The following is a 14,444-nucleotide window of genomic DNA, read 5'->3' on the forward strand; positions in this document are numbered from 1 at the left end:
CTACTGGTTCCTGCGCAGCAAGCTGACAACGTTGTCCGAAGTAAGCGCGGGAGGGGAATCCGTAGATGCAGCGGAGATCTCGGCACAGATGGACTCCGGCGGTCGTCCTCACGACCGCCTTTGTCATGGGCGTCGGCGCCCAGGGGGCGGCGGTCGCCGTGCCGGCCAGGGCGCCCGCCGCCACCACGGAGTTCGCGTACTCGTTCGAGTCCGGGGACCCGGCACCGGACTGGCTGAACACCGTCGAGACCGGACCGGGCGGCGCCAAGCGCTCCTCGGGCGTGGACGGCGGCTACACCACCGGCATTCCGGGCAATGTCACCGACCACGTCACCGATCTGCGGGCGAGCGGGGAGAACACCGGCGCGGGCGAGGTGAAGGAGAACCTCACCGATGTCGATCCCGGCAGCAAATGGCTGACGTTCGCACCCACCGGCTGGGTGGAGTTCGACCTGGACCAGCCGGTCGCGCTCGCCGCCTACGCGCTCACCTCGGCCAACGACCACGACGAGCGCGACCCGAAGGACTGGCGGCTGGAGGGCTCGGCGGACGGCAAGGACTGGAAGACCCTCGACACCCGGACCGGCGAGACCTTCCCGGACCGCTTCGGCACCAAGTCGTACCAGCTCGACCAGCCGGCCGAGTACCAGCACTTCCGGCTGGAGGTGACGAAGAACAACGGCGCCTCGGACGCACTCCAGTTGGCCGACGTGCAGTTCTCCACCGGCGGCGGCGACGGACCCGCGCCGCAGGACATGCTGAGCCTGGTCGACAAGGGCCCGAGCGGCTCCCCCACCGCCAAGGCGCGGGCGGGCTTCACCGGCACCCACGCCCTGCGCTACGCCGGACGGCACACCGCCGACGGCCGGGGCTACTCGTACAACAAGGTCTTCGACGTCAATGTGCGGGTGGCCCGCGACACCCGGCTGTCGTACCGCCTCTTCCCGTCGATGGCCGACGGCGACCGGGACTACGACGCCACCAACGTCAGCGTGGACCTGGCCTTCACCGACGGCACCTACCTCAGCTCCCTCGGCGCGAAGGACCAGCACGGCTTCCCGCTGACCCCCCGCGGCCAGGGCGACGCCAAGGTGCTGTACGTCAACCAGTGGAACGACGTGGCGTCCCGGATCGGCGAGGTGGCCGCGGGCAAGACCGTGGACCGCGTCCTGGTGGCGTACGACTCCCCCAAGGGCCCGGCGAAGTTCCGGGGCTGGGTCGACGACGTGGCGCTGAAGCGGGTGGCTCCCGAGCGGCCCAGGGCGCATCTGTCGGACTACGCGCTGACCACGCGCGGCACCAACTCCAGCGGCAGCTTCTCGCGCGGCAACAACTTCCCGGCCGCCGCGATGCCGCACGGGTTCAACTTCTGGACCCCGGTGACCAACGCGTCCTCGCTGAGCTGGCTGTACGAGTACGCGCGGGCCAACAACGAGGACAACCTGCCGACCGTCCAGGCGTTCAGCGCCAGCCATGAGCCGAGCCCGTGGATGGGCGACCGGCAGACCTTCCAGTTGATGCCGTCGGCCGCCAAGGGCACCCCGGACACCGGCCGCGAGGCCCGCGAACTGGCCTTCCGGCACGAGAACGAGACGGCCCGGCCGTACTACTACGGGGTCGAGTTCGAGAACGGCCTCAAGGCCGAGATGGCCCCGACCGACCACGCGGCCGTGCTGCGCTTCAACTACCCCGGCGACGACGCGAGCGTGCTGTTCGACAACGTCACCGAGCAGGCGGGGCTGACGCTGGACAAGGAGCACGGGATCGTCACCGGCTACTCCGACGTGAAGTCGGGGCTGTCCACGGGCGCGACGCGGCTGTTCGTCTACGGCACCTTCGACAAGCCGGTCACCGAGGGCTCCTCCAGCGGGGTCAAGGGCTACCTCCGGTTCGCCGCGGGCGCCGACCGCACGGTGACCCTGCGCCTGGCGACCTCGCTGATCAGCCTGGACCAGGCGAAGGACAACCTGCGCCAGGAGATCCCGGACGGCACCTCCTTCGACACCGTCAAGGCGCGCGCCCAGCGGGCCTGGGACAAGATCCTCGGCAAGGTCGAGGTGGAGGGCGCCACCCCGGAGCAGCTCACCACGCTGTACTCCAGCATGTACCGGCTGTACCTGTACCCGAACTCGGGCTTCGAGAAGGTGGGGGAGAAGTACCAGTACGCCTCGCCGTTCTCCCCGATGCCGAACCCGGACACGCCGACGCACACCGGCGCCAAGATCGTCGACGGCAAGGTGTACGTCAACAACGGCTTCTGGGACACCTACCGCACCACCTGGCCCGCCTACTCGTTCCTGACGCCGTCCCAGGCGGGCGAGATGGTCGACGGGTTCGTGCAGCAGTACAAGGACGGCGGCTGGACCTCCCGCTGGTCCTCCCCCGGCTACGCCGACCTGATGACCGGCACCTCCTCGGACGTGGCGTTCGCGGACGCCTACGTCAAGGGCGTGAAGTTCGACGCGAAGGCGGCGTACGACGCGGCGGTGAAGAACGCCACCGTGGTGCCGCCGAGTTCGGGCGTCGGCCGCAAGGGCATGGCCACCTCGCCCTTCCTCGGCTACACCACCACCGACACCCATGAGGGCTTCTCCTGGGCGATGGAGGGCTACGTCAACGACTACGGCATCGCCAGGATGGGCGAGGCCCTCTACGAGAAGACCGGCGAGAAGCGGTACAAGGAGGAGTCAGCGTACTTCCTCAACCGCGCCCGCGACTACGTGAACCTCTTCGACAAGAAGGCCGGCTTCTTCCAGGGCCGCAACGCCAAGGGCGACTGGCGCGTGGACTCCGCCAAGTACGACCCGCGTGTGTGGGGGTACGACTACACGGAGACCGACGGCTGGGGCTACGCCTTCACCGCCCCGCAGGACAGCCGGGGCCTGGCCAACCTGTACGGCGGCCGCAAGGCCCTCGGCGACAAGCTGGACGAATACTTCGCCACCCCGGAGACCGCCTCCCCGGAGTTCACCGGCTCCTACGGCGGTGTCATCCACGAGATGACCGAGGCGCGGGACGTCCGGATGGGCCAGTACGGCCACTCCAACCAGGTCGCCCACCACGTCAACTACATGTACGACGCGGCCGGCGAGCCCTGGAAGGCGCAGAAGAACGTGCGCGAGGTGCTGTCCCGGCTGTACACGGGCAGCGAGATCGGGCAGGGCTACCACGGCGACGAGGACAACGGCGAGCAGTCGGCCTGGTACCTCTTCTCCTCGCTCGGCTTCTACCCGCTGGTCATGGGCAGCGGGGAGTACGCCATCGGCTCCCCGCAGTTCAAGAAGGCCACGGTCCACCTGGAGAACGGCCGGGACCTGGTGATCAAGGCCCCGGCCAACAGCGACCGGAACGTGTACATCCAGGGTGTCCGCTTCAACGGCCGCTCCTGGAACTCCACTTCGCTCCCCCACGCGCTGCTGTCCAAGGGCGGGGTGCTGGACTTCTCGATGGGGCCGAAGCCCTCGTCGTGGGGCTCGGGCAAGGACGCCGCCCCGGTGTCGGTCACCGAGGACGACAAGGTGCCGACCCCGCGCGCGGACGTGCTGAAGGGCGACGGCGCGCTGTTCGACAACACCTCGGCGACGAGCGCGGCGGTCACCTCGGTGGACCTGCCGGCCGGTCCGGACGGGGGCGCGACCAAGGCGGTCCAGTACACGCTGACCTCGCCGGCGGACCGTACCAAGGCACCCGCCGGCTGGACCCTCCAGGGCTCCACCGACGGCACCACCTGGCGGACGCTGGACAAGCGCTCCGGTGAGTCCTTCGCCTGGGACCGCCAGACACGGGCGTTCAGCGTGAGCGCGCCGGGTGCGTACACCAAGTACCGGCTGGTGCTGGACGGGGAGTCGACGCTGGCGGAGGTGGAACTGCTGGCCTGACGGCTCCTGTCGGACGGTGAAGGGGCGGCTCCCGCGCGGGGCCGCCCCTTTCGTGCCGTCTGCTCGGCCGTTGAGGGGGCATGAGTGCGGTGGATCGGGCCCGCGCGGTCCGGCCCGGCCCACCGACCGAACCGAGGAGTTGCACCGATGCCGACCGCCGTACCGGAGAGATCAGCGGGGCTGCCCGACGACGCGCCACGCTCCGTCAGGACGGCCCCCACCGGGCGCCCCCGCGAGCTGCCGCGCGGTACGACGCGGGCGGCGGCCTCCATCGGCGCGCTGGCGGTGTGCCAGGCAGCGCTCATGACCGGCCTGGGCTTCCTGATCACCGGCCCCGCCCGGCACCTGTGGCCGATGACGGCCGAGGACGGCGTCAACCGGGGCCTGGAGCGGCTGCGCACCTCCACCCTGACCACGCTGTCCTCGATCGGGTCCGAGCTGGGCAACACGGCCACGGTGATCGGGGTGACGCTGGCGGCCTGCCTGGCCATGGTCTTCATACCCCGGCTGCCGATGTGGCGTCAGGCGTCGTTCCTCGCACTCGGGGTCGCGCTCCAGTCGCTGGTGTTCCTGGTCATCACCATCGCGGTGGACCGCCAGCGCCCCGATGTGCACCGGCTCGACGGCTCCCTGCCGACCTCCAGCTACACCTCCGGCCACACCGGCGCGGCCACCGCGGTCTACGGCGGCCTCGCCGTCCTCGTGCTGTCCCGCGTACGGAGCCCCTGGCGGCGCGTGCTCGCCGCGCTGCTGCTCCTCCTGCCGGTCGTCGTGGGCGTCTCCCGTCTGTACCGGGGCATGCACCACCCGACCGACGTGGTGGGCGGTGTGATCAACGGCGCGCTGTCCCTGCTGGTCGTCGGGCACGCCCTGCTCCGCGACGGCCGTGTGTCGGCGCCGGGCGCGCTGCCCGAGGCCCCTTCGGCCCCGCGCGCCGAGCTGCTGCCGGGCCGGGTCGCGGTGGTCGTCAACCCCACGACGGTCGACGAGAGCGCGCGGGACGAGCTGCGCCGGGTCCTGGCCCAGCACGGCCACCGGGAACCGGTGTTCATCGAGACGACGGCCTCCGACCCCGGCGGCGGCCAGACCGCCCGGGCGCTGGACGAGGGTGCCGCGCTGGTCGTGGTCTGCGGCGGCGACGGCACGGTCCGCGCGGCCGCGGACCGGCTGGCCGGCAGCGGTGTCCCGCTTGCCGTGGTGCCCTTCGGCACCGGCAACCTCCTCGCCCGCAACCTCGGCCTCCCCCTCACCCCGGCCGAGGCGCTCGACGCGGCCCTGGGCGGCGCGCCCCGCGTCATCGACCTCGCCCGGATCGAGGGCGACGGCCTCCCGGCCACCCACTTCGCGGTGATGTCCGGCGTCGGCCTGGACGCCGCGATGATGACGTACGCCGAGGAGCACGACCGGGCCAAGGCGCTGCTGGGCTGGCCCGCGTACGTCCTGGCCGCCCCCAAGGCGATGCGCGGCCCCCGGATGGGCCTGACCGTCCGCCTGGACGGCGGCCGGCCGCTGCGCCGTACGGCCCGCATGGTGCTCGTCGGCAACACCGGCGAACTCCAGGGCGGCCTGCGCCTGATCCCGGACGCCCGTCCCGACGACGGGGTGCTGGACCTGCTGATACTCGACCCCCAGGGTCCCGCCGGCTGGCTGCGCGCGGTGAGCGCGCTGCTGCTGCACCGCGAGCGGGACGGCGAGGAGGGCGACGGGCAGCCGGAGTTCCTTACCTTCCGGCGGGCCGAGTTCACCTTCGACGCCCCGGAGCCCCGCGAGATCGACGGCGACCCGGTCGGCACCGGGCTGCGCCTGTCGGTGGAGGTCGTGCCGGGCGCGCTGACCGTGCTGGTCCCGAACCGGGAGGGCTGACATGGGCAGCGCCACCAAGGTCCCGGAGACCCGCGACATGAGCGGGGACGAACTCTCCGCCGACGAGGCGTGGGTGACCCTGCGCCGTTACGGCGGCTGGTCGCTGCTGCGCGACGCCTTCCTCCGCTTCCGGTACGCCGACGGCTTCAGCCACTCCCGCGCGCTCGCCCTCCAGACCGTGCTGTCGGTGATCCCGCTGGCCTTGGCCTTCGTCGGCCTCTCCACCAGCCTGCACACCGAGGACGTCGGCCGGATGGCCGAGCTGACCATCCACCGCATCGCCGAGGGACCCAGCGCCGAGGTGGTCGACGACGCGCTCGACCGCAGCCGCCGCAAGGCGGGCGACGGCGCCGAGGTCGCCCTCTGGTTCGGCGCGATCTTCTCGATCGTGAACGTCACCACGGCGATGTGCCAGATAGAGCGCGGCGCCAACCGCATCTACGGCAACGAACGCGACCGGCCCTTCCACCTCAAGTACTCGCGCGGCCTGGTCATGGCGCTCTGCGCGGGCTTCCCGCTCGGGCTGGGCTTCGTCGTCATGGTCGCCGGTGACGACCTCGCCTCGGCCGCGGGGTCGGTCTACGGGCTGGGCTCGACCGCGCAGATGGTGTGGGACATCGTCCGCTGGCCCTTCGGGCTGCTGCTCGCGCTGATCTCCGCCAGCGCGATCTTCCGGCGCTCACCGCGCCGCAAACAGCCGGGCTACACCTGGCTGGCCTTCGGCGCGGCCGTGTATCTGGTGCTGTGGATGGCGCTGACCTGGGTACTCGCCCTGTACCTGGACCTGAGCGGCTCCTTCGACACCGTATACGGTCCGCTGAGCGCCTTCATGTCCCTGCTGCTGTGGGCCTACCTGACCTCGCTCGCCCTGTTCCTCGGGCTCTCCTTCGCGGCCCAACTGGAGGCGGCGCGCGGGCGGCGGCCCGAACCGATCCAACCCGACCCGGGGGTCTGATGCCGACGAGAACCACGGTCCTGCGGGCCACCGACCGCCGCTTCGGCATCCGCCTGCTGGCGGCGGCCGGGATCGCCGCGGCCGCCGCCGTGCCCTTCGCGCTGCTGCTGGTCCTGGTGGAGGGCCGCTGGAGCCCCTTGCGCGACCTCGACCGCGACGCGGCGAACGGTCTGCACCGGGTCGCCCTGGACCACCCGGCCTGGACGAGCACCCTGCGCGTGCTCTCGAACTACGTATGGGACCCGCTCACCCTGCGCGTGGGCGTGGCGCTGCTGACCGGCTGGCTGCTATGGCGCGGTGCCCGGCGGCTCGCCGCTTGGGCGGCGGTGACGGCGGTGGTGGGCGGCCTGCTCGGGCTCGGCGTGAAGACGCTGGTGGAACGGGCGCGGCCGGTCCTGGTGGACCCGGTGGCGCACGCGCCGGGCTACTCGTTCCCGTCCGGGCACGCGATGACCGCCACGACCTCGTTCGCGGTGTTCCTGCTGGTCCTGCTCCCCATGGTGCCGCGCCGGGCCCGGATCGCGTGCTGGGTGGTGGCGGTGGTGTCCGTGGTGGGGGTCGGCTTCACCCGCGTCGCGCTCGGCGTGCACTGGTTCAGCGACGTGCTGGGCGGGTGGCTGCTCGGGCTGGCCGTCGTCGTCCTGACCAGCCGGGCCTTCGAGGCGTGGCGGTCGGACACCGGCCAGCGGCCCACGCACGTCGCCGAGGGGCTGGAGCCCGAGCTGTCCGGCCCGCGTCCCGAGCCGGACAGCACTCCCCGCTGAGCCGCGTCACACGCCGGTCAGCCGGCCGATCTCCTGCGGGTCGAGTCCGGTCAGCCTGGCGATGCGGGGCGCCGGGACCCCGGCGGTGAGCGCCCGGTGCACCAGGGTCTCCCAGCCCTGGGTGGTGTCCCGGAAGTCCAGCAGCTCCCGCTCCATGTCGGTGACCGACTGGGGCGCGCACTCCTGCTGGACCCGGACCTCCTCCTCGGCCGTGAGCGGGATCGGCAGCCGCTCGGCCCCCTCGGGGATGAGGATCTCCGACCCGGCGGGCAGAATCCTCAACTGCTCGGAGGACGGGGCGACATCGTGGGCGGAGATCCAGCCCCGCACGGCCGGGGTCTGGTCGCACTCCAGCGGGGCGACGGCGGCCATGGCCGCGCCGAGGCTCGGGTGACGGTCGGAAAGCAGGAAGAGGAAAGCCTCGTCGGCCATCGGGCGGTTCCGCCTTGTCGGTGTCGATTTGGATGCGGAGACGATGCTACTGCCGCCGCAGCGCATCGCACCCGCACCTCATCGCACCGAGGAGGCGGAACCGCCCCCGATCACTTGACGGCGAGCGCGAACACGTGCAGGTCGCCGTCGTCGGGCAGCTTCACGCTCCGGATCTGCTTCCCGTCCGGCGCGGCGAACGGCTTGGTGGCGAATACATAGGTGGCCACCGGGTCCTTGTCGGCGCCCGCGACATTGCGGTACGCGGCCTTGGCGACGACCTCGTTGCCGTACTGCACGGTGCCGCCCCCGCCGCCGACGGTCCAGTCGGTGAAGGAGAGGTCGGCGGCTGAGGTGCTGCCGTCGGTGTAGGTGACGGTCGCCTTGGCGGACTGGTTGCCGTTGACGGCGCTGCCGACGAAGGCCAACGCCGTGGCGGGGTCCTTCAGTTCCACGGTCTGGCCGTGGGCGGAGGCGTTGTCCGGGCGCCCGGCGGGCGAGTCGGGCCAGGTGAAGGCGAGGCCGCCGGTGGTGGCCTGCTTGCCCGGAGTGAGCCCGGCCGCGGCGAGGGCCTGCTTCGAGTAGCTCCAGCCGCCGCCGTCGTAGTCCGCCTCGTCGTGGTCGCCGGTGTCGTCGGAGACGCCGGTGTTGTCGTAGGCCGCCAGCAGGGTGCCGGGGGCGGTGACGGTGAGGGAGACGGGCTGCTCGTAGGAGGTGTCGCCCGAGGTCACCGTGACCTCGGCGGTGTAGAAGCCCTGGGTGGCGTCCTCGGCCGCGGTGAGGGTGATCCGCTGGGCGCCGCCGGTGACCGTTCCCTCGGCGGGGGTGGCCGTGACTCCGGCAGGCGTCTCGACCTTGAAGCGGACCTCGGGACCGGTGCCGCCGTTCAGCGACAGCGCCCGTACGTCGATCGCGGTGCTGTCGCCGGGGGCGAGGGTCGCGGTGGTCGGGCCGACCCCGATCTGGTACGGCTGCTCGCCCTGCCGGAAGGAGGGCGGCGGGGTCCTGGCGCCCCAGGCGCGGTTCGGGGTGGTGCCCAGCCGGTAGTCGAGCCGGCCGCCGTCCCGAACGAAGGACGCGGGCAGCCAGGCCCGGTCACTGGAGCGGCCGTCGACCTTGAGGGACTGGACGTACGGCGCGTCGGCGGCGGCACCCCGGGCGCGGATCGAGATGTCGTTGCCCTGCGGCCGGTTGATCTCCACCCGCTCGAACAGCGGTGACGCCAGGACCAGTTCGGACCGCGACGGCACCTGCGGATACATCCCCATGGCGGAGAACACGTACCAGGCCGACATCGCGCCCAGGTCGTCGTTGCCGGGGATGCCGCCGGGCCCGGTGGACCAGAGCTGCCGCATCGCCGCGCGCACGGTCTCCTGCGTCTTGTACGGAGCGCCCGCGTACGCGTACAGGTACGGCACGTTGATCGAGGGCTCGTTGTCCATCTCGGACTTGGCGCCACCCTGGCCGGTGAAGGCCCACTTGCCGTCGGCGGTGTGGAAGAAGGAGTCCAGCCGGGCCAGCGCCTCGTCGGTGCCGCCCAGCGCGGCGAACAGCCCGGCCGGGTTGTGCTGGACCATCCAGGTGTACTGGGCGGCGCTGCCCTCCACGAACCCGTTGCCGGTGTCCGGGGTGAAGCCGGTGACCCAACTGCCGTCCGCCTTGCGGTTGGCGATGTAGCCGCCGGTGGTGTCGGCCGCGATGTTGAAGTTGTTCTGCCAGTACTGGGCGCGCTCGGCGAACTGCTTCTCGGTCCGCTTCTCCCCCGCCGCAGCCGCGAGTCGGGAGAGGGAGAAGTCGGCGGTGGACATCTCCAGCGTCTCGGCGGCGCCGCCCCAGGCGTTGGAGACGCTGGGCATGTAGTGCAGCTTCAGGTACTTGTCGAGCGAGGGCCGCTGGCCGACGGAGAGCACCGGCTTCCCGGCCGCCGAGAGGTCCTGCTCCGTGGGCACGGTCGCCGCCTCGACCAGGGACTTCAGGGCGCCCTTGAGGTCGAACCCGGTGCCGCCGAAGGCGTGGATTCCGGCGAGCGCGCTGGGCGAGGGGTCGCCGTTCATGACATGGGTGCCGCTCGCGCCGTGCAGCCAGCGGTCCCAGATCCCGCCGTTCTGCTCGCTCAGCTCGTAGAGCGACTGGGCGATGTCGGAGCCGGTGCGCGGGTCGAGCAGGGTGAGCAGTTGGACCTGGTCGCGGTAGACGTCCCAGCCGGAGAAGGTGCCGTACTGCGCGCGGTGGCCGCGGCCCACCCGGTGCACCTCGCCGTCACTGCCCCGGTAGCGGCCGTCGGCGTCGCTGATCACGTTGGGGTGGAACAGGGCGTGGTAGAGCGCGGTGTAGAAGGTGGTGCGCTCGGCGTCGGTGCCGCCGCCGACCCGGACGGCGCCGAGCCGCTCCCGCCAGGCGGCGCGGGCCGCGTCCCGCACGGCCTCGAAGGAGCGGCGCGGGCCGTTCTCCGCACGGAGGTTGGCCTCGGCGGCGTCCTGACTGACGTAGGAGATGCCGACCTTGACGTTCACCGGGCCCTCGCCGGGCGCGAACTCGACGTAGCCTCCGGCGCCCTTGCCCGCGACGGGCCGGCCGCCGTGGGAGAAGCCGCCGGTGCCGCCGGAGGCGCTGGTGGAGCCGGGGTTGAGCTTGTCGTCCTGCCAGGTGCCGGTGGTCTGGAAGGCGCGGTCGAAGTGGGCCGTGAAGTACAGGGTGTAGTAGGAGCGCTGTCCCTCGGGGTCGAGGTAGCCGCAGAAGTTGCCGGAGGTGACCGAGCCCGAGACGGTGCGGCTCTCGGGGTCGATGCTGACCGTCGAATCCTCCGACCCGACTTCGGAGTTGGCGGTGCGCACCAGCAAAGAGGCGGGCTTGCCGGCCGGGTAGGAGAAGCGGGCCGAGCCGGTGCGGGCGGTGGCGGTCAGGTCGGCGGTGACTCCGGAGGCGAGGCCCACCTTGTAGTGGCCGGGCTCGGCTTTCTCGTCGGTGTGCTGGAAGCCGGAGGCGTAGACGGCGTCCTTGGTGTCGCTCGCCGGGGAGGAGGCGACGTCACCGGCGTGGGGGAAGAAGGGGATGTCCCCGCTGCCGCCCGCGCAGCCGGTGCCGGACATGTGGGTCAGGCTGAAGCCGCGGGTGCGGGTGGCGTCGTAGTGGTAGCCGCCGGGCGCCGTGGTGCGGGTGGCGTCGCCTCTGGTGGTCTCCGGGCTCCAGGAGAGCATCCCGAAGGGCACCACGGCGCCGGGGTAGGTGTCGCCGCCGTTGCTGCTGCCGATCAGCGGATCGACGTACGGCGTCGGGTCGTCGACCAGGCCGGGTGGTGCGGTGCCCGCCGCGAGGGCGGGGGTGGCGCCGCCCACCGCGAGCGCGGCGGCCAGCAGCAGGGACATGGGACGGAAACGCATCACGCGGCCCTTCCTCCTTGCGGACGGGTCGCGCACCACGGGTCGCACAAGCCGCAGGGACAGTAACGCGTGCCCCCGGCCCCGCGGAAGAGGGCCGCTCGGATGGCTCAAGTGCCTTGACATCGTTGTCCGTTGGCCGGGTAGAGTCAGGGACGGACCACCAGACAACGTTGTCGCGCCCCACCGCAGGCCAAGCCGCTCAGCACCGCGCACCACCCCTGTCCGCTCCGGGCGGGCACCCCGTCCCCCCGGCCCCGCCCGGAGCACCCCCGCCGCTCACCTCCCCGGGCACGGCGAAGGGCCGCACCCCCGTCACCGGGGATGCGGCCCTCAACTGCGTTGCGCCGAACCTTACTTGCGGATCAGACTGCGCAGCACGTACTGCATGATGCCGCCGTTGCGGTAGTAGTCCGCCTCGCCGGGGGTGTCGATGCGGACGACCGCGTCGAACTCCACGCCGGTGTCGGTGGTGACCTTGACCGTGCGCGGGGTGGTGCCGTTGTTCAGCTCCTCGACGCCGGTGAAGGAGAAGGTCTCCTCGCCGGTCAGGCCGAGGGAGGCCGCGGTGGCGCCCTCCGGGAACTGGAGCGGCAGCACGCCCATGCCGATGAGGTTGGAGCGGTGGATGCGCTCGTAGGACTCGGCGATGACGGCCTTGACACCGAGGAGCGCGGTGCCCTTGGCGGCCCAGTCGCGGGACGAGCCGGAGCCGTACTCCTTGCCCGCCAGCACGACCAGCGGGATGCCCTGGTCGATGTAGTTGCGCGAGGCGTCGTAGATGAAGGAGACCGGCGCGCCCTCCTGCGTGAAGTCGCGGGTGTAGCCGCCTTCGGTGCCCGGCGCGATCTGGTTGCGCAGGCGGATGTTGGCGAAGGTGCCGCGGATCATGACCTCGTGGTTGCCACGGCGCGAGCCGTAGGAGTTGAAGTCACGACGCTCCACACCGTGCTCGGTGAGGTACTTGCCGGCCGGGGTGTCGGCCTTGATGGCACCGGCCGGGGAGATGTGGTCGGTGGTGACCGAGTCGCCCAGCTTGGCCAGCACGCGGGCACCGGTGATGTCGGTGACCGGGGACGGCTCGGTCTGCATGCCCTCGAAGTAGGGGGGCTTGCGGACGTAGGTGGACTCGGCGTCCCACTCGAAGGTGTTGCCGGTCGGGATCGGCAGCGCCTGCCACTGGGCGTCGCCCGCGAAGACGTCCTCGTAGGACTTGGCGAACATGTCCTCGCCGATGGCGTTGGCCACGACCTCGTTGACCTCGGCCTCGGAGGGCCAGATGTCCTTGAGGTAGACCGGGTTGCCGTCCTGGTCGGTGCCCAGGGCGTCCTTGGTGATGTCCACCTTCATGGAGCCCGCGATGGAGTACGCGACCACCAGCGGCGGCGAGGCCAGGTAGTTCATCTTGACGTCGGGGTTGATCCGGCCCTCGAAGTTGCGGTTGCCGGAGAGCACCGAGGTGACCGCGAGGTCGTGGTCGTTGATCGCCTTGGAGACCTCGTCCGGCAGCGGGCCGGAGTTGCCGATGCAGGTGGTGCAGCCGTAGCCGACGAGGTTGAAGCCCGCCTTGTCCAGGTACGGGGTCAGGCCGGCCTTGTCGAAGTAGTCGGTGACGACCTTCGAGCCCGGCGCCAGCGTGGTCTTGACCCACGGCTTGCGGGTCAGGCCCTTCTCCACGGCCTTCTTGGCGACGAGCGCCGCGGCGACCATGACGTACGGGTTGGAGGTGTTGGTGCAGGAGGTGATGGCCGCGACCGTCACCGCACCGTGGTCCAGCTCGTAGGTGGTGCCGTCGGGGGCGGTCACGGTGACCGGGTTCGACGGGGTGCCGTTGGGGGCGACGGCCGGGGAGTCGGAGGCCGGGAAGGACTCCTTGCCCGCCTCGTCCACGACGTCGACGTAGTTGAGGACGTCCGACTTGAACTGCTCGGCGGCGTTCGCGAGGACGATGCGGTCCTGCGGGCGCTTCGGGCCGGCGATGGAGGGGACGACCGTGGAGAGGTCCAGCTCCAGCTTCTCAGAGAAGTCGGGCTCGGCCTTCGGGTCCAGCCAGAGGCCCTGCTCCTTGGCGTACGCCTCGACGAGGGCGACCTGCTGGTCGCTGCGGCCGGTCAGGCGCAGGTAGTTCAGCGTCTCGTCGTCGATCGGGAAGATCGCGGCGGTCGAGCCGAACTCCGGCGCCATGTTGCCGATGGTGGCGCGGTTGGCCAGGGAGGTGGCGGCCACACCCTCGCCGTAGAACTCGACGAACTTGCCGACGACACCGTGCTGGCGCAGCATCTCGGTGATGGTGAGCACCAGGTCGGTGGCGGTGGTGCCGGGCTGCAGCTCACCGGTGAGCTTGAAGCCGACGACGCGCGGGATCAGCATGGAGACCGGCTGGCCGAGCATGGCGGCCTCGGCCTCGATGCCGCCGACGCCCCAGCCGAGCACGCCGAGGCCGTTGACCATGGTGGTGTGCGAGTCGGTGCCGACCAGGGTGTCGGGGTACGCCTTGCCGTCACGGACCATGACGACGCGGGCCAGGTGCTCGATGTTCACCTGGTGGACGATGCCGGTGCCCGGCGGGACGACCTTGAAGTCGTCGAAGGCGGTCTGACCCCAGCGCAGGAACTGGTAGCGCTCCTTGTTGCGGCCGTACTCCAGGTCGACGTTCTGCTTGAACGCGTCGTTGGTGCCGAACTTGTCGGCGATGACGGAGTGGTCGATGACCATCTCGGCCGGGGAGAGCGGGTTGATCTTCGCCGGGTCGCCGCCGAGCGCCGCGACGGCCTCACGCATGGTCGCGAGGTCCACGACACAGGGGACGCCGGTGAAGTCCTGCATGATCACGCGGGCCGGCGTGAACTGGATCTCCTGGCTGGGCTGGGCCTGCGAGTCCCAGCCGCCGAGGGCGCGGATGTGGTCGGCGGTGATGTTCGCGCCGTCCTCCGTGCGGAGCAGGTTCTCCAGCAGGACCTTCAGGCTGTAGGGCAGGCGGGCCGAGCCCTCGACCTTGTCCAGCCGGAAGATCTCGTACGACTCGTCGCCCACCTGCAGCGTGCTGCGGGCGTCGAAGCTGTTCGCCGACACGACAGTCTCCTTCATTGATGTGCGCGTTCCACCGCATCCTGCCGCCACGCCGGTCCAGCAATCCGCTAAGGTAAGGCTAAGTTAGGTAACCCTTACCGGGGTGGCT

7 protein-coding genes are annotated in these 14,444 nt (G+C 71.3%); 4 read left to right on the top strand and 3 right to left on the bottom strand.

Annotated elements, in window-relative coordinates:
* Positions 1 to 65 precede the first annotated feature (65 nt).
* The 4 genes from ACZ3HQ_RS14415 to ACZ3HQ_RS14430 all read left to right on the top strand — a co-directional run bounded on the left by ACZ3HQ_RS14415 (position 66) and on the right by ACZ3HQ_RS14430 (position 7,460).
* A complete protein-coding gene (locus ACZ3HQ_RS14415; protein ID WP_467510715.1) occupies positions 66 to 3,878 on the top strand; it encodes a GH92 family glycosyl hydrolase in 3,813 nt (1,270 codons plus the stop codon).
* Positions 3,879 to 4,025: 147 nt separating this feature from the next.
* A complete protein-coding gene (locus ACZ3HQ_RS14420) occupies positions 4,026 to 5,741 on the top strand; it encodes a bifunctional phosphatase PAP2/diacylglycerol kinase family protein (RefSeq protein WP_467510717.1) in 1,716 nt (571 codons plus the stop codon).
* Position 5,742: 1 nt separating this feature from the next.
* The gene (locus ACZ3HQ_RS14425; RefSeq protein WP_467510719.1) at positions 5,743 to 6,696 is read left to right on the top strand and encodes a YihY/virulence factor BrkB family protein; all 954 of its coding nucleotides are present in this window, start codon (positions 5,743 to 5,745) and stop codon (positions 6,694 to 6,696) included.
* Positions 6,696 to 7,460 carry a phosphatase PAP2 family protein gene (locus tag ACZ3HQ_RS14430; protein ID WP_467510721.1) on the top strand — a complete coding sequence of 255 codons (765 nt, stop codon included), beginning with the start codon at positions 6,696 to 6,698 and terminating at the stop codon, positions 7,458 to 7,460. The genes ACZ3HQ_RS14425 and ACZ3HQ_RS14430 overlap by 1 nt, the downstream gene beginning before the upstream one ends.
* 6 nt (positions 7,461 to 7,466) lie before the next feature.
* Here ACZ3HQ_RS14430 and ACZ3HQ_RS14435 read toward each other — a convergent pair whose 3' ends face one another.
* The 3 genes from ACZ3HQ_RS14435 to acnA form a co-directional block, all read right to left on the bottom strand.
* Positions 7,467 to 7,892, bottom strand: coding sequence for a DUF6003 family protein (locus ACZ3HQ_RS14435; protein WP_467510723.1), 426 nt, complete (start codon positions 7,890 to 7,892; stop codon positions 7,467 to 7,469).
* A gap of 110 nt (positions 7,893 to 8,002) precedes the next feature.
* A complete protein-coding gene (locus ACZ3HQ_RS14440) occupies positions 8,003 to 11,269 on the bottom strand; it encodes a GH92 family glycosyl hydrolase (protein WP_467511074.1) in 3,267 nt (1,088 codons plus the stop codon).
* A gap of 351 nt (positions 11,270 to 11,620) precedes the next feature.
* A complete protein-coding gene (gene acnA / locus ACZ3HQ_RS14445; RefSeq protein ID WP_467510725.1) occupies positions 11,621 to 14,338 on the bottom strand; it encodes an aconitate hydratase AcnA in 2,718 nt (905 codons plus the stop codon).
* Positions 14,339 to 14,444 lie beyond the last annotated feature (106 nt).

It is taken from the genome of Streptomyces sp. NPDC018263 (assembly GCF_055562575.1).